Annotated in this window: 21 protein-coding genes; 12 read left to right on the top strand and 9 right to left on the bottom strand. The window is 72.0% G+C overall.

All coding sequences use genetic code 11. The features are described from left to right. Nucleotides 1–7 precede the first annotated feature (7 nt). The gene (locus K8Z49_RS48720) at nt 8–841 is read left to right on the top strand and encodes a universal stress protein (RefSeq protein ID WP_412517261.1); all 834 of its coding nucleotides are present in this window, start codon (nt 8–10) and stop codon (nt 839–841) included. A 55-nt stretch (nt 842–896) separates the two neighbouring features. Next, entirely contained in the window at nt 897–1,757 is an 861-nt protein-coding gene (locus tag K8Z49_RS48725; protein WP_021592371.1) for a universal stress protein, read from the top strand. A 58-nt stretch (nt 1,758–1,815) separates the two neighbouring features. Here the strand turns inward: K8Z49_RS48725 and K8Z49_RS48730 are convergent, their stop codons facing one another. The 6 genes from K8Z49_RS48730 to K8Z49_RS48755 all read right to left on the bottom strand — a co-directional run bounded on the left by K8Z49_RS48730 (nt 1,816) and on the right by K8Z49_RS48755 (nt 5,486). Beyond that, the gene (locus tag K8Z49_RS48730) at nt 1,816–2,340 is read right to left on the bottom strand and encodes an HPP family protein (RefSeq protein WP_021592370.1); all 525 of its coding nucleotides are present in this window, start codon (nt 2,338–2,340) and stop codon (nt 1,816–1,818) included. Nucleotides 2,341–2,396: 56 nt separating this feature from the next. Next, entirely contained in the window at nt 2,397–3,005 is a 609-nt protein-coding gene (locus K8Z49_RS48735; protein WP_021592369.1) for a CBS domain-containing protein, read from the bottom strand. Nucleotides 3,006–3,052: 47 nt separating this feature from the next. Continuing rightward, nucleotides 3,053–3,727 (bottom strand): CBS domain-containing protein, encoded by a 675-nt coding sequence (locus K8Z49_RS48740; RefSeq protein ID WP_021592368.1) that lies wholly within the window; start codon nt 3,725–3,727, stop codon nt 3,053–3,055. Between the two features lie 202 nt (nt 3,728–3,929). Beyond that, nucleotides 3,930–4,781 (bottom strand): universal stress protein, encoded by an 852-nt coding sequence (locus tag K8Z49_RS48745; protein ID WP_412517262.1) that lies wholly within the window; start codon nt 4,779–4,781, stop codon nt 3,930–3,932. Between the two features lie 18 nt (nt 4,782–4,799). Further along, the gene (locus K8Z49_RS48750; protein WP_412517263.1) at nt 4,800–5,021 is read right to left on the bottom strand and encodes a hypothetical protein; all 222 of its coding nucleotides are present in this window, start codon (nt 5,019–5,021) and stop codon (nt 4,800–4,802) included. Nucleotides 5,022–5,150: 129 nt separating this feature from the next. Next, on the bottom strand, nt 5,151–5,486 hold the full coding sequence (locus K8Z49_RS48755) for a hypothetical protein (protein WP_412517264.1): 336 nt from the start codon (nt 5,484–5,486) through the stop codon (nt 5,151–5,153). A gap of 252 nt (nt 5,487–5,738) precedes the next feature. Here K8Z49_RS48755 and K8Z49_RS48760 point away from each other — a divergent pair, with 252 nt between their 5' ends. Together K8Z49_RS48760 and K8Z49_RS48765 are read left to right on the top strand one after the other, a co-directional pair. After that, a complete protein-coding gene (locus K8Z49_RS48760) occupies nt 5,739–6,095 on the top strand; it encodes an acetate--CoA ligase family protein (protein ID WP_412517265.1) in 357 nt (118 codons plus the stop codon). 238 nt (nt 6,096–6,333) lie between these two features. Then, a complete protein-coding gene (locus K8Z49_RS48765; protein WP_021592363.1) occupies nt 6,334–7,197 on the top strand; it encodes a universal stress protein in 864 nt (287 codons plus the stop codon). A 73-nt stretch (nt 7,198–7,270) separates the two neighbouring features. Here K8Z49_RS48765 and K8Z49_RS48770 read toward each other — a convergent pair whose 3' ends face one another. Both K8Z49_RS48770 and K8Z49_RS48775 read right to left on the bottom strand, forming a co-directional pair. Continuing rightward, the gene (locus tag K8Z49_RS48770; protein ID WP_021592362.1) at nt 7,271–7,537 is read right to left on the bottom strand and encodes an Hsp20/alpha crystallin family protein; all 267 of its coding nucleotides are present in this window, start codon (nt 7,535–7,537) and stop codon (nt 7,271–7,273) included. An 18-nt stretch (nt 7,538–7,555) separates the two neighbouring features. Continuing rightward, entirely contained in the window at nt 7,556–9,055 is a 1,500-nt protein-coding gene (locus K8Z49_RS48775) for a glycosyl hydrolase family 65 protein (protein ID WP_412517266.1), read from the bottom strand. 182 nt (nt 9,056–9,237) lie between these two features. On the opposite strand from K8Z49_RS48775, the gene K8Z49_RS48780 reads away from it, so the two are divergent. The 3 genes from K8Z49_RS48780 (at nt 9,238) to K8Z49_RS48790 (ending at nt 11,806) form a co-directional block, all read left to right on the top strand. Further along, nucleotides 9,238–10,104 (top strand): universal stress protein, encoded by an 867-nt coding sequence (locus tag K8Z49_RS48780; RefSeq protein ID WP_021592360.1) that lies wholly within the window; start codon nt 9,238–9,240, stop codon nt 10,102–10,104. A 139-nt stretch (nt 10,105–10,243) separates the two neighbouring features. Further along, the gene (locus K8Z49_RS48785) at nt 10,244–10,807 is read left to right on the top strand and encodes a hypothetical protein (protein ID WP_412517267.1); all 564 of its coding nucleotides are present in this window, start codon (nt 10,244–10,246) and stop codon (nt 10,805–10,807) included. Between the two features lie 153 nt (nt 10,808–10,960). Then, the gene (locus tag K8Z49_RS48790) at nt 10,961–11,806 is read left to right on the top strand and encodes a universal stress protein (RefSeq protein WP_021592358.1); all 846 of its coding nucleotides are present in this window, start codon (nt 10,961–10,963) and stop codon (nt 11,804–11,806) included. A 515-nt stretch (nt 11,807–12,321) separates the two neighbouring features. Here K8Z49_RS48790 and K8Z49_RS48795 read toward each other — a convergent pair. Further along, nucleotides 12,322–13,005 carry a FadR/GntR family transcriptional regulator gene (locus tag K8Z49_RS48795; RefSeq protein ID WP_412517268.1) on the bottom strand — a complete coding sequence of 228 codons (684 nt, stop codon included), beginning with the start codon at nt 13,003–13,005 and terminating at the stop codon, nt 12,322–12,324. A gap of 132 nt (nt 13,006–13,137) precedes the next feature. On the opposite strand from K8Z49_RS48795, the gene K8Z49_RS48800 reads away from it, so the two are divergent. From K8Z49_RS48800 to K8Z49_RS48820, 5 genes are read left to right on the top strand one after another with little or no spacing between them, the layout of a single operon-like run. Then, on the top strand, nt 13,138–13,890 hold the full coding sequence (locus K8Z49_RS48800) for a gamma-glutamyl-gamma-aminobutyrate hydrolase family protein (RefSeq protein WP_412517269.1): 753 nt from the start codon (nt 13,138–13,140) through the stop codon (nt 13,888–13,890). Further along, nucleotides 13,877–14,647 (top strand): SDR family NAD(P)-dependent oxidoreductase, encoded by a 771-nt coding sequence (locus K8Z49_RS48805; RefSeq protein WP_021592355.1) that lies wholly within the window; start codon nt 13,877–13,879, stop codon nt 14,645–14,647. Before K8Z49_RS48800 ends, K8Z49_RS48805 begins: the two co-directional genes overlap by 14 nt. Further along, complete coding sequence (locus tag K8Z49_RS48810) at nt 14,644–16,008, top strand: glutamine synthetase family protein (RefSeq protein WP_075023248.1); 1,365 nt, start codon at nt 14,644–14,646, stop codon at nt 16,006–16,008. The genes K8Z49_RS48805 and K8Z49_RS48810 overlap by 4 nt, the downstream gene beginning before the upstream one ends. Nucleotides 16,009–16,050: 42 nt before the next feature. Next, nucleotides 16,051–17,526 carry an APC family permease gene (locus tag K8Z49_RS48815; protein WP_021592353.1) on the top strand — a complete coding sequence of 492 codons (1,476 nt, stop codon included), beginning with the start codon at nt 16,051–16,053 and terminating at the stop codon, nt 17,524–17,526. Next, nucleotides 17,523–18,935: an aldehyde dehydrogenase family protein gene (locus K8Z49_RS48820; RefSeq protein WP_412517270.1), complete on the top strand. Its 1,413-nt coding sequence runs from the start codon at nt 17,523–17,525 to the stop codon at nt 18,933–18,935. The genes K8Z49_RS48815 and K8Z49_RS48820 overlap by 4 nt, the downstream gene beginning before the upstream one ends. The last annotated feature ends 123 nt before the right edge of the window (nt 18,936–19,058 follow it).

Here is a 19,058-nt window from a genome sequence, read left to right on the forward strand (position 1 = left end):
GAGCCCAATGCCGAATCAGGTCATCGTGGGCATCGATGGGTCAGCGCACGCTTGGCGTGCTCTGGACTGGGCCGCCGACTACGCCGTCCGGCACCGGCTGTCCCTGGACCTGGTGCACGCGTCCCGCGCACTGGTGGAGGACGGCACGATCCCGCCCGACGCGCTGCGCCGGCTGGTCGCCGAACGGGAGGACCTGCTCGCCGAGGCGCGGCAGTACACGCTGAAGCTGCACCCCGATGTCGGCATCGGCACGCGGCTGGCGCGGACCGATCCGGGAAGTGCGCTGGTGGAAGGCAGCGGGCAGGCGGCGATGGTGGCCGTGGGGTCGCGGGGGCTGGGCGGTTTCGAGGGGCTGCTGTTCGGCTCGGTCGGGCTCTACACGGCCGCGCATGCCCGTTGCCCGGTGCTGGTGGTGCCGCGAGAGGCGCCCTATCCGGCCGATGCGCCGGCACGGATCGTGGTCGGGGTCGAGGGCCGGCCCGGTGAGAGCGCCATGCTCGGCTGGGCCACCGAGGAGGCCGCTTCGCGGGGCGCGGGGATCCTGGCGCTGCACGCCGTGGGCGGCGACCTCGGCTCCCCGCGCAGGCGGGTGATCGAGGACATGGAGCTGTCGGAGTCCCTCGCGGGTCTCCGCGAGCACCAGCCGGACGTCCAGGTCGAGGAGCTGATCTCCGACCGCACGGCGTCCCAGGCCCTGGTCGAGGCCTCGCGGACCGCCGCGCTGGTGGTCGTCGGAGCGGCCCGCCGGACCGGCCTGATCGGGATGGCGCTGGGCCGGGTCAACCACGCGGTTCTGCACCACGCGAGCTGCCCCGTGGTCGTCATGCCCCTGGACGGTTGACCGGCCCGCCCCGGCGGGAGATCCGCCGGGGGAGGAATCGAGAGAGGTGTTGACCATGTCCGATCCGATCATCGTGGGAGCCGACGGCTCGGTGCCGTCCGAACGTGCCGTGGCCTGGGCCGCCGACGAGGCCGCCCGCTACGGGCGTGCCCTGACCATCGTGCACGCGGTGGAGAAATGGCCCTTCGACATCCCGCTCGACACCGCCCCCGGCGAGGCCAGATCGCTGACGCGGGAAGGGAAACAGGTGCTGGCGGACGCCGAGCGCGTCGCCCGCGCCCGGCGACCCCAGCTGACCGTCAGCGGGGAGTTGACGTCCGCGCGCACCGTCCGGGCCCTGGCGGAGCGCTCGGAGAAGGCGTTCGAGCTCGTGGTGGGGAACCGCGGCCTCGGCGGGTTCACGGGCCTGGTACTCGGGTCGGTCGGGCTGGGCGCGGTCCGCCATGCCGCCTGCCCGGTCGTGGTGGTGCGCGGCGAACCGAACGGCGAGCGCGGCGAGATCGCCGTGGGCGTCGGCCTCGGCGACGACTCCGCCGCCCTGGAGTACGCGTTCCGGGCCGCCGCCGCACGGGAGGCCAGGCTCCGCGTCGTGCACGCCTGGCCGTTCCCCAAGGCACTGGACGAGCCTGGAGCGGGCGCCGACATCCGCCGCATCGAGGAGCGGGCCCGGTGGCGTGTCATCGAGGCCCACGCACCGATGCGCAAACGCTTCCCCGGTGTGCAGGTCGTGGAGGACATCGTCCAGGACAACCCCGCCGCCGCGCTCGTCGCCGCGTCCCGTGACACCGACCTGGTGATCGCGGGTTCGCATCCGCGCGAGGGCTTGACCGTGCCGCGTGCCCGCGCGGTGACCCACGCGCTTCTCCATCAAGCGCACTGCCCGGTGGCCGTCGTCCCCACGCCCGCCGCACCGTGAGAGGCGGCGAGTCAAAGGCCCGGCGCCTGCCGGGCCTTTTCACGATGAGGCGGCGGGATCAGTCGGGGTCGAGGCCGCTGCCACCCGCATGGTGAGCCGGGGTCTCACGGGGGAGAACAGGCTCGATCCTGTAGAGAGACGGCATGCCTCCGGCGCGTTCGGGGATCTCACGGTGGACGCCCGCGAGGGCGCCGATCAGGTCTCGGGCGGTGATCAGGCCGACCAGGGCGCCGTGCTCGTCCGTCACCGGTGCGTAGTCCGTGTCCGCCTCCAGCATGGCCCGTGCCGCCTCCGGGACGGTGGCCATGGGGCGCACCGCTGAGGGGGAGCGGGAAGGCAGAAGGGTCGTGACGGGACGCCGGGCGTCGCGGGGAGTGGTGGCGTTCCAGGCTGCGGTGAGCGTGTGGGCGTCGATGACGCCGAGGAATCCGCCTTCGACATCGGTGACCGGCAGATGGTGGACCTCGGCCCTGCACATCAGCTCCCAGGCCATCAGGACGGACTCGTCGGCAGCGATGGTGAGCAGGTCACGGGTCATCAATTCGGCGACGGTGCGCTGTTCAAGCGGTGGGTTCGTGGTCATGGCTCCTCCTCGCGGGCGGCCGGGCAAAGGCCCTGGTGCCAGCGGTGCGGGGGACGTCAGGGCTGGACGGCCGGCCGTACGCGGACACGGGTGACTCCGGGGACGGTACGAGCGAGCACTTCGACGATCCGCTGTGCCTGCTCGTCGTGGGGACCTCGCAGTTCCACGACGCCGTCCTCGACGGAGACCTCCCACGGCGGGCCTCCCGGCGCGATCTCGCTGATGGCGGCCACCACGTCGTCGCGGATGCGTGCGTCGCCGCGGGCCAGCATCGCGATGAGATCGCGGCGGCTGATGACGCCGACGACGGCGCGGGCGTCCACCACGGGGACGCTCTTGATCCGGGTGCGGACCATCATCTCGGCGAGCTCGGCGACGTCGGTGGTCGGCCGCGCGGTCCGGACATCGCGGGTCATGACGTCCTCGACATGCCGGGGAGCCGGCGCGGACGGGGCCGTCCGGGGCCGGGCGAAGGCACGGGGGTCGGCTTCGAACTCACCGCGCAGCAGATCCATCTCGCTGACGATCCCCACGAGCCGGCCTTCGGCGTCCACCACGGGAAGCGCGGTGACGTCCCGCTCGTGGAGGACACGGATGGCCTGCCGGACGGTGGCCGACGGAGCAGTCGTCACCACCGGTGAGGTCATCGCTTCGCGGACCAGCATGGCTCTCCCCTCTCAGCCCCTTCGTGGTCCCTACCCCGAGAGGTGCCTCACGCCCTCGGGTAGGGGGTGGGGCGGGTGTCGTCGTGATCGAAGCCGAGGGTGTGGACGACGTCGACGACGCCTTCGGTGGCGGCGGTCATGCGCACGATGATCGGGATGAGGCTCTTCTGCTCGACGCGCCCGGTGAGGTGGACGACGCCTTCCTGGACGCGGACGTGCACGTCGGCGGGGTCCTGCCAGAGCCTGCAGATCAGGACGTCGTTGATGATCTCGTCGCGGATGTCGGTGTCGGAGCGGTGGAACACCTGGAGCAGGTCGCGGCGGGCCACGATCCCGGCGAGGTGGCCGTTCTTGACGACGGGCACGGCCTTGAATCCGTGCGTGTTCAGCAACCGCGCGGCCTGGGCGATGGAGGTGTGCGGCGGGACGGTGACGACCGGGCGGCTCATCAGCCCGCGGGCGTCGACGGCCCCGGCCTTGGCCTCCGCCTTGGCGTGCCGCCGCAGCGTGAGCCGGCGCGGCTCCGCGCCGCCCCTGTACTCCTCCTTGCGCAGGAGGTCGGCCTCGGTGACGATGCCGGCGAGGCGGCCGTCCTCGTCCAGGACGGGCACCGCGCTGACACGGTGCTCGGCCATCGCGCCGGCGATCTCGGCGAACGGGGTGTCCTCGGTCACCGTCACGACGTTCCTGGTCATGACGTCCTCGACGGTACGGCGTTTCATGGCTCCTCCCGGACTCGGACCGTGCTTCGGGAGTGATCCACAACGGTGATCTCCCTCGGTCACCTCCACCATCCCGCCCGACAGGGTTCGCGGGTCAGTGCCGAGCGTCCCCTAGAGCCGGGACCTTCGGCCCGACTACCAGGGCCGACGCCATCCACGGCCCCAGCCTCCGGCGGGCCGGTCGCGCGGTCAGCGGCCGTCATCAGTCGTAGGGGCGGACGACGGCGACGGGGCAGTGGGCGTGGTGGATGACGCCGTGGCTTACCGACCCGAGCGGGAACGAGCGTCCCCGGGACCCGACGACGACCAGGTCGGCGTGCGCCGACGCCGTGGCGAGCATGTCGACCGGGTGGCCGAGGGCGACGTCCTCGACGACCTTGACGTCCGGGTAACGGTCACGCCAGGGTGCCAGGGCGGCGGCCAGATGACCGCGGAAGGTCTCGGCGGTGATCTGCAGGTCGACGCCGGACTCGACGGCGAGCGCCGTCGGATGCCAGGCGTGCAGCACCCGCAGCTGGGCGCCCCGGACGGTGGCCGCGGTGAAGGCGTGGTCGAGGACGGCTCCGGGGTCCTCGGCCAGGTCGAGGCCGACCACGACCTCGCCCGTCGCGGTGCCGTCCTGATCGCGGACCACGATCACCGGGCCCGGGTAGTGCCCGGCCAGGCGCAGGCCCGCGGAGCCGAGCAGCAGCCCGGCGAAGCCACCGCGGCCGCGGTGACCGATCACGACCTCGGCGGCCTCGCCGGCGTACTGCCGCAGCCCGGCCGGCACGTTCCGCTCGTGGACGAGCATGGTCTCGACGGCGAGCTCCGGCTGCCGCTTCGACGCCAGCGCCCGGCCTTCTCGCAGGATCCGGTCTCCCGCTTCGGCGAGCGCCTCGGAGATGCCGTCGGTCGTGCGCCCCGGGAGGTCCAGGGTGGCGGTCTCCACGACGTGGAGGATGAGCAGGGCCTTGCCGGTCCGTGCTGCCTCGTCCGCGGCCCAGCCGATGGCGCGATCGGACGGAACCGAGCCATCGGCTCCGAGGAGGATCGTTCTTCGTTGCGTGGACATGTCCTTCTCCTTCGGGGGTCAATGGGGGCTGGTGGACGTCAGCGGCGGCAGGAGAAGCAGCTCGTGCGCGCGTCGCGCCGTCGGGGCGGCGGCGTCGCCCGCGGGGTCCAGCGGCGTGCCCTCCAGCGCGGCGGCCAGCAGACGGGCGGCTTCGGTCAGCGCGGCGACCTGCCGCTCCAGCACCGCGACGCGGTGCTCCAAGGCCAGGACTGTCGAACCATGGGTGATCTGCCTCGCCATGGCGGAGCTCCTTCGTGTCGGCGCGCCGTCCGGTGGCGGCGACGGTGCCGATTTCACTGTCCGCCGCATCGCCGGCGCCCCCCTAGGGACCTTCGTCCCGGTGTCGTCGGCACCCGTCCCGCACAGGCGTCAAGCAGGCCGATGGGTCTTGCGGTACCGGGTGGTGTTCTCCACGCGGGCGCGCAGGCGGGTGCCGGCCAGGCTGATGGCCTCCGGCATCGAGGCCGCCGCGGCGTGGGCGTTGACCGGCCGGCCGTTGAGGTCGACCCGGACCGACGCCAGATTGGGCCGGGGCACGGCGGGATCGTAGAGGACGCTGAGCGTGACCTTGGCGTACAGGACGGGCCTCGGAGCATGGGCCAGCGCCCGGATGACGCTCTCGCGTGCCCGCCGCACGTCCTCTTGAGGGACGTCCTTGGTGGTCGTGACCTGGATGTCGAGTTCGTTCGGAGTCGCGCCGGACAACGTGGGCCTCCCTTGTGCCATGGGCCGGTGGCGTCAGAATTGACCTTGCGCGGAAACCGCCCCAGAGACCTTGGTCCCCTTGGCGTGGGCCATACGACCTGCCGCCGGCCCGCGTAGGCGTGGACGCCGAGTGCCTCCAGGGGCGCGTCGACCGCCGATCCCGCAGGGTGCGGGGGTTTTGCCGGTTGGGGGACGAAGGTCCCGATGATCGGTGACCTTGGGACGCAGACCGCCCCGGTCGACGCCGGGGGCATGACTGAGAGCCCTTCCCCCGCGCGCGTGTTCGCGTTGCTGACCGATGGAACGCAGGTCGAGATCAAGCGGCTGGGCGAGGCGGACCGGGACGCGGTCCGCGACCTGCACCGCGGGCTGAGCGAGAAGAGCCTGTCCGCGCTGCTCATCGGCCATCCCGCCCGCCCGGCCGGCGACGTCCCGGGCCTGCGTGACGCCCTGCTGCGGATGTCCAGGCTGGTGGCCGATCACCCCGAGATCGCCGAACTCGACCTCAACCCCACCATCGTCCGCCCGGACGGCGTCGTGGCCGTCGACGCCCGCGTCCGCCTCGCACCCGGCCGGGCATGGGACCCCTACCTACGCCGCCTCCGCTGACGGGAGGCCTGAACGGGCTCATCTCCAGGCTTGCGCCGGCCGGTCGGACGGGTCAGACGCGAAGGTCCCGTCTGCCGAGGACGTTCGCTCCCTCACCGCCGACCAAAGTGGGGGGGGAGCCGTCAACGCTGTCCCGGAGGGCCGAAGGTCCCTGTTCTTCTGGACTCTCGCCCCTCTCACGACACGGCTCCGGCGGGCGAAGCTCGAAGTGACCAGGTCTTTGAGAGGGGAGTGCCTCATGAACGATGAGCCGATCACCGGTGTGGTCGTTGGTTACGACGGCTCGACCGGTGGCGAGCAGGCCCTGGCGTGGGCGGCTGACGAGGCCCGGACCCGCGGCCTTGCCCTGACCGTGCTCCACGTCTGGGACGTCTACGTCGGAGGCCCGGTCGCCATGCCGGTCGTCGACCTGCGTGCCTTGGCGGAGGAGACCCTCAACACCGGCGTCGAGCACGTACGGAAGGCGGCGCCGGAGCTGAGCGTGCGGGGAGTGCTGGCACGGGGGCAGGCGGCCGCCCGGCTGATCGAGGCCGGGGACGGCGCGGACCTGATCGTGCTCGGCCCGCGGGGGCTGGGCGGGTTCGTCGGACTCGTGCTGGGGTCGGTCGGCGCCCAGGTGGCCGCGCACGCCCCATGCCCCGTCGTGATCGTCAGGGGTGAGCCCGTCCCGCCGCCGGAACAGGGGGACGGACGAGTCGTGGTGGGCGTGGACGGTTCACCGGCCTCCCGGGAGGCGCTGGCGATGGCCTTCACCGAGGCCGACGCGCACGGCTGGGACGTGCGCGCGGTCGTCGCCTGGGAAGAGGTGCCCGTGCGGGAGATCCCCCCGCTGGTGGACGAGGCCGGCATGCGTGATGCCGCGCGGGCTCACCTGGCGAGGCTGATGATCCCGGCCCGGGAACTCCACCCCGAGGTGAAGGTTCAGATCGACATCGTCCCCGGGCCGCCGCGCGACGTGCTCATGAACGCGGCCGACGAGGCACGCCTGCTGGTCGTCGGCTCACGAGGCCTGGGCGGCTTCCGCGGCCTGCTCCTCGGATCGGTCAGTCACGCCCTGGTCCACCATGCCCCTTGCCCGGTGGCGGTCGTCCACGCGCGCTGACTCCGCCGTCCCGAGGCGGCCGAGGGCATCGGATCGAGTGCTCGATCCGATGCCCTCGCCGGGACGTCCCGTTCTACTTCTCGATGGCGATCCGCTTGGCCTCGGCCCTGGCGGCCTTGGGCATCGGCACGCGGACGGTGAGGATGCCCTTGTCGTAGGACGCCTTGATGTCGTCGACCTTGGTGTCCGCGGGGAGGGTGAAGGAGCCGTGGTGGAACTCCGACCGGTGCACGTCCTTCTTCTCCTCGTGGCGCACGGCGTGGATGCGCAGGACGCCGCCGGCGACGGTGATCTCGACGTCCCTGTCGGGGTCGATGCCGGGCAGCTCGGCGCGGATCACGTGGTCGCCGTCGTCCGGTCAGCCCGTCGACGGGGCGGGCCTGCCGTCGTGGAGGGGGGCTTCCCACGCCCCGCCGGGGGCGATCTCGATGTCCTCGGCGGCGTAGGAGATGCGGATGGGGGAGGCGGCGCCGGGACGGAGCGCGACCCGGACGAGGTCCCGGCGGCAGGTCAGGTCGATGCCCCAGTGGCCCCGGAAGCGGAGGCCGAGCCGGAGCCGGTCGACCGCGGCGGGAAGGCGGGGTTCGAGGCGAAGGCCGCCCGATCGCGGGTTCAGATGGACGCGCTGGGTCTCCTCGCGCCCGTCCGCGGCGCTCTGCCAGGGGTACATCGCGCCGCGGTGCCCGGCGTCGTCCGCCGCGCGCCGGGCCGCCGGCAGCCGCCGCCACCGGTACATCAGCAAGGCCCGCGCGATCTCGGGGAACCGCATGGTCAGGAACGGCAGGATGAACAGCTCGTCCCAGAAGACGTGACCGCGGTACGCCTCGCCGTGCAGGCCGCGGGCGGGGACGCCCACGTCCAGTTCCACGCTGTGCCCTGACACCGTCTGCAGCAGGTGGAAGACGTGCAGGTTGAGGATGCGCTGTACCTCGGAGTGGTCGACGCTGAGCTGGCAGCGCCGCCACAGCCGGGTCCACGCCAGCGTGTGCCGCTCCAGCAGGGCGCCGAAGCCCCCGGCCCGGGTGACGGCCGCCAGCGCGGCCTCCCCCCGTTCCTCGACGGCGCGGTCGCGGGAGGTGAAGACGGCGGCGATTTTCTCGACGGTGACCGGGACGTTCTCCTGAGCGTCGACGGTGAGGTCCTGTCCGGCCCGGCCCGGCTCGGTCAGAGGAGCGTGTTCGGCCGGGACGGACATCCGAGTGCGGGCCGCCACCGCGACCCCGATTTTCGACGAGACCGTCGTGGCGCGCAGGAGCAGCGTTTCCGGGTCGGCCGTGGGCGGAGGCTTCTCGCGGCTCAGATGTACTCCCGGCAGGTTCCGGTACCGCTCCACACCCGCGTTGACGACCCGTCCGTCCAGTGCGGACCGGATCTGGAGCGCACCGGACCAGTTCTCGGCGACGATCGTGGTCTCCAGCGCGGCCAGGTGCGGATCGTCCATGGACACCATGCGGCGCTGGGCCACGCGGAACCTCCGTCCCGCCCGATCACGCGAACGCACGAGGCGGGTCAGGACGCCGCGCCGGAGATCGAGTTCTTGGTGGTAGGAGAGCAGCCGGTCCTCCTGGAGGGCGCGGTCGGGGTCGAACCACTCGCCGTCGGCGGCCCGGAACGTCAGGGGAAGCCAGTTCGGCATGTTCACCAGGTCGGCGTTGCCGAAGCGCCGCCCGCCGATCTCGGCCGTCAGGCGGTCGTAGCAGCCCGCCACGTAGGTCCCCGGATAGTGGACGTCGTCCGCGGACGATTCGGGGGCGGCTCCTCGGGTGGCGAAGTAGCCGTTCCCAAGGGTGCAGAGAGCCTCCCGCAGCCCCTCCGCTGCGGGGTCAAAGCCGTCATAGGCCAGGATCCACGGGGTCATCGGGTCTCCCTGCGGTCTCGTCCTGTCGTCTGGGGCTCCCGGCGTCGCCACGTTCTCACCGGTTGATCGCGCCGGGGAGTGCCGGACGGCCTGACACGTCCGGGACCTTCGACCCATCGAGCAGGGGTCCCGCGCATCCGAGACTGGAAGCGGGGGCATCACCGGGGAAAGGGGGTTGGTCCATGGCCGAACTGCTCAGGCCCCAGCGGCCGAACATCCTCCTCGGCTACGACGGGACCGAGGAGAACGAGCCCGCACTGTGCTGGGCGGTGGAGGAAGCCCGGCTACGGGGGCTCGATCTGACGATGTGCTACTGCTGGCATTGGCCCTACCCGGAGGGCCACGTGGACGAGAGCGTCCAGGTGATCCTCAAGCGCGCGGGGGAGAACCTCCTGCAGGAGGGCGCCCGCCGGGCGCGGTCCCTGGGGATGCCGGGGGAGGTGCGCACGCTGCTGAGGCGGGAGCCCGTCAGCGAGACGCTGGTCCGCGAGTCCGACGACGCGGAGCTGATCGTGATCGGCTCGCACGAGCGGCACCGGCTGCCGGCCGGGTCGACGGCGGTCGAGCTCCCGGCGCGCACGCACCGTCCGGTGATCGCCGTCCGGCACACGGGCGGGACGCGGGGGCTCGTCGTGGCCGGGGTGGACGGATCCGGCGCCGCGGACGCCGCCCTCGGCTTCGCCATCGAGGAGGCCGCACTGCGCGAAGCCGGCCTGCGGGTGGTCTACGGGACCTGGGAACCCGGCTCGGTACCGGACTGGGAACTGCCTCTGTTCGCCGACAAGCACCGGCTCTACGAGGCCAGAACCGCCACGTTGGAGAAGGCCGTTCATCCCTGGCGCCGGCGCTACCCGAAGGTCCCCGTGCAGATGTCCGTGTCGTTGCAGCGGCCTCGGGAGGCACTGCTCGACGCTGCCGCCGACGCCGACATGCTCGTGGTCGGAGATCGCGGTACCGGCGGTCTGGACCCGCTGCTGCTCGGCGCGACCAGTTCGGCGATGCTGCACCACGCGCCATGCACGGTCGCGATCGTCCCACCGCCCGGCTGAGCCGTCCCGCGCGCCGACGCGGGCGGAACGGGGGACCTCCGTCCCGATGATCGTGGGCCGAACGGATCTGGGGCCCGGCGTCGGGGTGGCGTTGAGTGAGGGGTGAAGAGATCAGCGATGGGATGGAAGGTGAGTGGCGATGGCACTCTCCGAGCACAAGACGCACGTCCGGAGGGACACCTTGGTGCGGGTGGTGACCCCCAAGCCACTGACCGAGTCGCCCGCGGCCCGCTATGTCTGGGCGCTGGCCCGGCTGTCGCTGGGCTGGGTGTTCGTGTGGGCGTTCCTGGACAAGCTGTTCGGGCTGGGACATGCGACTCCGGCCGCCAAGGCGTGGATCGAGGGCGGCAGCCCGACCGAGGGGTTCCTGAAGAACTCCCCGACGGGTCCGTTCGCCGGGTTCTACCACGACCTCGCGGGTGCGGCGTGGGCGGACTGGTTGTTCATGATCGGGCTGGGCGGGATCGGTGCCGCGCTGGTCCTGGGCGTCGGGATTCGGATCGCCGCCGCCGCGGGCGCGGTGCTGCTGGTGATGATGTGGACGGCGGTGCTGCCCCCGGAGAACAACGTGTTCATGGACGACCACCTGATCTACGCGATCCTGATCGTCGGGCTGGCGCTGGTCAGCGCGGGCGACACCCTGGGGCTGGGCCGCTGGTGGGGCAACACCCGCCTGGCCAAGCGCCTCCCCATCCTCAAGTAGCCGACCGCGACCCCGAAGGGACGCCCACACCGGGCGTCCCTTCGACACGCCGGAGGACGTGGGACATCTCGCCCTCCCGCCAGGACCTTCGGCTCTACCCGCGGAGGCCGGACCTGCCGGACGGTGGGATGGAGACGGATCGAGGAGGACGCCATGAGCCATGTGGTCGTCGGTTACGACGGGACGAGCGAGAGCGAGCGGGCGCTGCGGTGGGCGGTGCAGGAGGCCCGGCTGCGACGGCTGCCGCTGACGGTCTGCCATGTCTGGCGCTGGCCGTTTCCCATCACCTATATCGACAACGAGGGCGTGGCGATCGTCCGCAGGATGGGTGAGCACCTTCTCGATCAAGGTGTGGCACTGGCGCAGGAGTGGGCCCCCGGCCTGAAGGTGCGCAAGCGGCTGGAGACCGGGAGCGCCTACGCCGCGCTGATCAGCGAGGGGCGGGAGTCCGACCTCATCGTGGTCGGCTCCCATGCGCCCGAGGAGATGCCGGTGGGATCAACGGCCCTGCGGCTGCCCGCCCAGGCGGATCGTCCGGTCGTGGTCGTGCGGTCGGCCGCCACGCGCGACGGGCTGCTGGTCGTGGGCGTGGACGGCTCGGCGGGCGCGGACGCCGCGCTGGCGTTCGGGTTCGAGGAGGCGGCGCTGCGCGGCTGGCGGCTGCGAGCGGTGTACGGATGCTGGGAGCCCGGCGCGGCGCCCGACGGTGACCTGTCGCTGTTCGCCGACGAGGACGCACTCCGCCGCGTCTGCGGGTCGGTGCTGGAACGGACGGTCGCGCCATGGCTGGTGAAGTACCCGGCGGTTTCGGCCACGACGTCCTTGGTGCTGAAGTCCCCGCGAGAGGCACTGCTTGAGGCGGCACAGGACGCCACGCTGCTCGTGACAGGCACTCGCGGCACGGGCGTCGTCGAGGCACTGACCCTCGGCGCAACCAGCGACGCGGTACTCAAACACGCCCCCTGCACAGTCGCCATCGTCCCACCCCTCACCCCATAACGCACAAACAGTCACGCTCGGTCGTCAGGGTTCTTTTCTCCGAAAATCCGTTTCACCTTCGGTTTTCGGACCTCTGATCGGCCGGGATCCGCGGGGCATCCCCGCCGTCCGCCTTCCGGCACCGGATTCGAAGGGGGATCATTGCCTCAGCCGGTCACATCGGGGTGGCTGATGGTTCAGGACTCGTCCGGCCATGCGCATCCGGCCTGATGCTCGCCCAATGTGGGGCGATGCCTTTTCTGCCGCTCGATCCCGTCCGGCCTCCGCCGCTCTACGTCCGCCCAGACTTGATGACCGCTGGACCCGTCGAGCTCCTGAGCGCCGCCCGAGAGAATGGACGGATACCACGGGGGCAAGCGATCGCCTACACGCGAGGCGTCGGTATTTTGATCCTGGGTTCGCGGCTCCCGCGCTGCCGTCCACCGACCTCGGTCCCGATAACGCTTGCGACTCTGTGCTGCGACAGCATCAATAGCCGACCCCGGAAGCGACCAGGCTATGTCAACAACACCCGATTATGACCCCGGCGCATATTCTGTGAGGCCGATGACGTGGAGGAAGTCGTGTAGCGATGCCTTGAGGTGCTGTTCGGCGGCTGTCCGTGCGGCATCGGCGTCGCGGGCTCGGATCGCCTCCATGATCGCGGTGTGCTCCTCGCGGTTCTGGAGGAAGTGATCCTCGAACACGAGCTGGTCGACGGGAAGGAACATCTCGCCGCGGGCCGAGACGATGGCGTCGCGCAGCCGTGGGCTGCCCGACGCCTCGGCGATCGCCACATGGAAGCGGTGGTCGGCCTGGCGGAACGCCGGTCGTGAGGCGGGCGACGTGCCCTCGTCGATCGCCGCCTTCATCTCGGCCAGGTGGTCGCCGGTCCGGCGCCCGGCGGCCAGTTCCGCCGCCCGTGTCTCGACCGCGGTGCGGTACTCGATGAGGTCGACCACCCACCCCGGTTCGCGCCGCGCCCGCTCGATCCACGCTCGGTGCGGCTGGGTGAGATCGGTGACGTACGTGCCGCCGGCATTGCCGCGCTTCGAGACGAGATAGCCCTCCGCGACGAGTTGCCGGATCGCCTCGCGGACCGTGATGCGCCCGACGCCGAGCGATGCCGCGAGTTCGCGTTCGTTGGGCAGGCGGTCTCCCGGACCGAGCTGTCCGCCGTGGATCTGTGACCGCAGCTTGCCCGCGAGATCCTCGGGCATCGAGCGTCCCAGGCCACGGGGGATCTCCGGCCCGGAGGTGGGCGCGGGTCGGGCGGACACGCCCTCATTATGGCACGCGGCGCGGCGTGGCCCTTGACATGGTGAAACACCAATGGTTCTAATACCAGACCTATGAGAACCCCTGTGATCGGCATCACCGGCCGACAGACCAACGTGCGGGACGAGTTCCCCGAGACGCTCGGCCACCTGCGCAGTGATGTGTTCATCACCGCGTACGCGGACTGCGTCACCGCCGCCGGCGGCATCCCCCTGTGGCTGAGCCGCACGGCCGACCCGGCGGCCCTGGCCGCCGCGCTGGACGGGTTCGTGATCGGGGGTGGGCAGGACGTGGACCCCCGCCTCTACGGGTCGGTACCGGACCGGCACTCGACGGTCCTCGACCCCGCGCGCGACGAGTTCGAGTGCGAGCTGGTCCGGGCCGCCGTGCACGCGGGCCGTCCGGTGCTCGGCATCTGCCGCGGCAACGAGGTGATCAACGTGGCCTTCGGAGGCACCCTGCGAGGCGACCTCGCACTGGGTGTCGGAGAATCCCACGGCTTCCTCGGCTACCCTGCGGCCCACCGCAGCCATGCGGTCACGCTGGCCGAGGGCAGCCTGCTCGCCCGGTTGCTCGGCCCGGCCGCCGCGGTGAACAGCTACCACCACCAGAGCGTCGACAAGCTGGGCGCGGGCCTCGTCGCCACCGCCCACGCACCCGACGGAGTGATCGAGGGCGTCGAGCGGCCGGGCACCGACCTGCTCGGCGTGCAGTGGCATCCCGAGATGCTCGACGGACCGGACCCGGTCTTCGACTGGCTCGTCGGACGCTGCTCGACCGGCGACCGGACCTACGACGGATCGGAGATCCACCGTGCCATCGCATGACAATCACCGCGCCCTCGTCACCGGCGCCGGTTCGGGCATCGGCCGCGGCATCGCGCACCGCCTCGCCGCCGAGGGCGCGGCCGTCGCCGTCGTCGACGTCAACGCCGAGGCCGCCGCCGCGGTCGTGGACGAGATCGAGTCGGCGGACGGCAAGGCGGTCGCGATCACCGCCGACGTCCGCGACCGCGCCGCGGTCCGGGCCGCGGTCTCCGCCGCCGCCCAGGCCCTCGGCGGGCTCGACCTGCTGGTCAACAACGCCGGGCTCGTCACGATGAGCCCGTTCGAGGAGACGACCGACGACGAGTGGGACCTCGTCATGGACGTCAACTGCAAGGGCATGTTCGTCGTCACCCAGGAGGCCCTTCCTCACCTGCGCGAGGCCGGAGATGCCGCCGCGGTGGTGAACCTGTCGACCGTCGAGGCCGAGGTCGTCGTGTCCTCCGGCGGGAGCTGCCAGGTGCACTACAACGCGTCCAAGGGCGGCGTGAAGATGCTCACCAAGGCTCTGGCGGCCGAGCTGTCCCGCTACGGCATCCGGGTCAACGCGGTCGCTCCGGGACCGGTCGCGACCGGGTTCGTCCCCGGCATGAGCCACGACGACCCGGACGCCCGCGCGTTCATGGACGAACGCCTGCTGATCAAGCGCTCGGCCACACCGGCCGACATCGCGGGAGCGGTGAGCTTCCTGCTGTCGGCCGACGCGTCGTTCATCACCGGCGTGCAGCTGCCCGTCGACGGCGGCTGGCTCGTGCGATGACGGGGGAGGAGCGGCTCGACGTCGCGGACCTGTCCGGCGGCGAGTTCGACACGGTGGTCATCGCCGGCATCGACATGTACGGGCGGCTCACCGGCAAGCGGATCCCGGTGCGGCGATGGAAGGAGACGGCGGCCGAGGGGCTGCACATCTGCACCTGCGTGTACGCGTGGGACTTCGCCCAGGACCTGGGCGCCCTGCGGGTCGACTACGCCGGCGACCATACCGGCTGGCACGACTTCCGGCTCGTCCCGGACGTCACCACGCTGAGGCGCGCCGCCTGGCTGGACCGGACCGCCATCGTGCTGGCCGACTCCGTCGAGGAGCACGGCGACGCCCTGGTGCCGGTCGCCCCCCGGTCGATCCTGCGTGCGGCGCTCGACCGCACCACCGCGGCCGGACGGCGGGCGTTCGTCGCCACCGAACTGGAATTCCACCTCTACAAGGGCACGCCGTCCGAGCTGCGGGCCCGGGGGCATCGCGACCTCGTCCCGACCACCGACGTGCACTCCGACTACAACATCATCGAGGGCGACCTGTACGAGCCGTTCTTCGGGCGGCTGCGCGCCGTGCTCGAGGCGTCGGGGGTGCCGGTCGAGGTGGCGCAGGTCGAGTACGGCCACGGGCAGTGGGAGATCAACCTCGAGTACGCCGACCCATTGGAGATGGCCGACCGGCACGCGCTGTTCAAGCACGTCGTCCGCGCGGTCGCCGCGCGCGACGGGATGACCGCGACCTTCATGCCGCGGCCCCTGACCGGCGGCATGGGCAGCTCGTGCCACGTCCACGTCTCGTTGCAGGACCTGGCCGGGCGGCCCCTCTTCCACGACCCCGGCGCCGACCGCACGGTCTCGGCGACGATGCGGCAGGCGGTCGGCGGCGTCCTGCACCTGGCCGGCGATCTGATGCTCCTGTACGCGCCGACGGTCAACGCGATGCGGCGGCTGCGCACGCAGGACTTCGCCGGGAACGGCATCACGTGGGGCTACGACAACCGCACGACCACCTGCCGCCTGATCACCGGGGCGCCGGCGGCCAACCGCATCGAGATGCGCCTGCCGGGGGCGGACACCAACCCCTACCTGGCGATCGCCGGCGTGCTCGCCTCGGTGGGCCTCGGTATCGACCGCGAGCTCGACCCCGGCCCGCCCCTGGTCGGCAACGGCTACGCCGGATCGTCGCCGGCCGGGCTGCCGCTCACCCTCGGCGACGCGGCGGCCGCCTTCCGCGCCAGCCGCACCGCCCGCGAGGTCCTCGGCGACGACGTCGTCGAGCACTACGCCGCCGTCGGCGAGCACGAATGGACCACCTTCCTCGACGCGGTCTCGGACTGGGATCGCGACCGGTACCTCGACAGCATCTGACCCCCACGCCGCCGCGGCGGCTCCTTGCCTTGCGAGGCCCCCATGACCCAGCACACGCCGAACACACGCGCCACCGCCCAAGAGAGCCGGCCCGCGGTCGGCCTGAACCAGGCCGCGCTCGGGACGCCCGAAGTCGTATTCCAAGCGATCAGCCATCTCGGCCCCGCGATCGGCGTGATCATCGTCGCGCCGGTCATCGCCGGGCTGGTCGGCGCGAGCATGCCGCTGCTCATGCTCCTCGCGATGGCCGCCGTCCTGCTCACCGGCGCGGGCGTGGCGATGCTCGCGGCGAAGCTGCCCTCGGCGGGCGGCTACTACTCCTACGTCTCGCACGGGCTGGGCAAGCGCAGCGGGTTCGTCACCTCGTGGGCGTACTTCCTGTACGACCCGCTCATCCCCACCCTGCTCATCCTGATCACATCGGGGATCCTGCAGCCGGCCATCAAGTCCGGGTGGGGCATCGACATCCCCTGGTGGCTGATCATGACCGTGCTCATGACGCTGGTCTACGTGATGACCCTGCGCGGGGTGAAGCTCTCGGCGAACGTCACGATGGCGCTCGGCGCCGCCGAGTGCGTGATCATGGTCGTGTTCGGGATCTGGACGATGATCCACACCGGTGGCGCCGCGTTCGCCGCCGGGCCCTTCGAATGGCCGGACACCGGCGGTGACCTGCACCCGGTCTTCCTGGCCTTCGCCTTCGGGGTCCTGCTGTTCACCGGTTTCGAATCCGCGGCGCCGCTGGCCGAGGAGACCCGCGACCCGCGGCGCGCGATCCCGCGCACCGTGCTGGTCTCGATCGTCGTCGTCGGGCTGGTGTGGGCGTTCAGCGGCTACTCGGCCGTCGTCGGCTGGGAGGGCGACATCGCGGCCATGGGCACCGGGGACAACCCGTTCTTCGTCATCGCCGACGACCTCGCCGGATGGGCGTGGATCGTGCTGGCCCTGGCACTGCTGAACTCGGCGATCGCGGGCGCCCTCGCCGGGCAGAACGCCGGCGCGCGCGTGCTGTACGCGCTCGGACGCGCGAACGTCCTCCCGGCCGCGCTCGGCCGGGTGCACCGCACCTACCGCACGCCCGCCCTGGCCCTCACCCTGATCTACGTCCTCAACCTCGCCCTGTCGTTCGCGCTGGGCGGGTGGCTCGGACCCGTGGCCGCGTTCTCGTTCATCGGTCTCTTCGTGACCCTCGGCGTGATCGTCCTCTACGTGATGGGCAACATCGCCGTGGTCCGGCTCTTCTGGACCCGCTTCCGGGCGGAGTTCAACCCGCTCAAGCACGTGCTCGTCCCGCTGCTCGCCTCGGCGGTGCTGGTGGTCGGGCTCTACTACTCCCTCGTGCCGTGGCCGGACTGGCCGCTCAACCTCGCGGTGATCATCGTCGCCTGCTGGCTCTGCCTCGGCGTCCTGCTCGCCTTCGCCCTCGGCAAGACCAGGCGCGACGCGCTCGACCAGGCGGCACAGCTGATGTTCAGCGACGATACGGCCGAGGCCGATGATCCTGGAGCGCGCGCATGACCGCCCGCCCGCGGCCCGTCCGTCCCGCACAGCTGATCGACGGCGTATGGGCCGAACCCGACGGCACCGAGACCCCGAACGACCTGGTCGACCGGGCGCTCGCCGCGGCCTGGCGCGACCACCGCGCGGCGACCGGCGGTCTCGGCTCTACGGAACAGCGGGCCTCCGCGCTGCGGGCGGCGGCCGACCGGCTGGACGAGCTGGCCCCCGAGATCGCCGGGCAGGACACCGGCGACTCGGGCGTGCCGATCTCGATCACCCGGCTGTTCGCCGGCTCGCTGGGGGACACGCTCCGCGGCGCGGCCGACCGCATCGGCGCGCTGATCCCGGAGGACCTCGGCACCGGCGGGCGGACGGTGCGGCTGCACCGCCTGCCCCTGGGGCCGGCGGTCGTGCTCGCGCCCTGGAACGCGCCGACGGCGGTGGCGGCGAAGAAGGCGGCGTTCGCCTGGGCGGCCGGCTGCCCGGTCATCGTCAAGCCGTCACCGTGGTCGCCGCACGGCACGACGCTGCTCGTCGCGGCGCTGCACGAGGCCGCGGAGGCCGCCGGCCTGCCGACGGCGTCGATCCAGCTCGTGTTCGGCGGCCCGGGAGCCGGGCAGCGCCTCGTCCGGTCCCCGCTGGCCCGGGCGATCAGCTTCACCGGCAGCCGGTCCGGCGGGCGGGCCGTCGCCGCGGCGGCCGCCGGGGAGGTGGCCGCGGCGCAGCTCGAACTCGGCAGCAACAATCCCGCCATCGTGCTGGACGACGCCGACGTCGCGCGCACCGCGGAGGCGCTCGCCGCCGGGATGACCAAGCTCAACGGCGCGTGGTGCGAGAGCCCCGGCACCGTGTTCGTGCCCGAAGAGCTGCGCGACGCGCTCGTCGACGCGCTCGTCGACGAGCTCGGCCGGCTCACCCTCGGCGACCCGTTCGACGAGGCGACGACCTTCGGGCCGCAGGCATTCGCGGAGCAGGCCGAGGAGGTGCGCGCCCGGGTCGCCGAGTTCTCCGCGAGCGGCGCCCGCGTGATCGAGGTCGGCACCGCACCGCCCGGCGGAACGTGGGTCGTCCCGACACTCGTCGTCGACCCGCCGGCCGGCCTCGGCCGAGCGGAGGTGTTCGGTCCGGTCCTCGTCATCCGGACCTGCGAGACCCGCGAGAAGGCCGTCGACGCCGCGTTTCACCTCGACACGGGTCTGGCGGGCTATGTCTTCACGACCGACGCCGAAGCCGGGCGGCGCATCGGGGCGCAGCTGCCGGTAGGCGAGGTGAAGCTCAACGGCACGAGCCTGCTCGACATGAGCGACCGCTCCGCCCAGGCGTTCTGGTACGGCTCCGGGGCCGGTGGACACGGCGACCGCGAGCTGCTGCTGTTCTTCACCGGAGCACGCATCGTCGGCGAGGACATCGCCGACGCGCCGCTCTGAGACCGGGCGAACTATTTCAGAAGAGTGAACGGGGGACGGGCGCCCGCGTGTAGTTGCACTATCCGAAATTCAGACCGTTTCTCACCCCTGGCATGGCACTCAGACTGGCGGCGGTACGGACCT

The sequence above is a fragment of the Actinomadura madurae genome (assembly GCF_047130825.1).
Taxonomy (GTDB): Bacteria; Actinomycetota; Actinomycetes; order Streptosporangiales; family Streptosporangiaceae; genus Spirillospora; species Spirillospora madurae.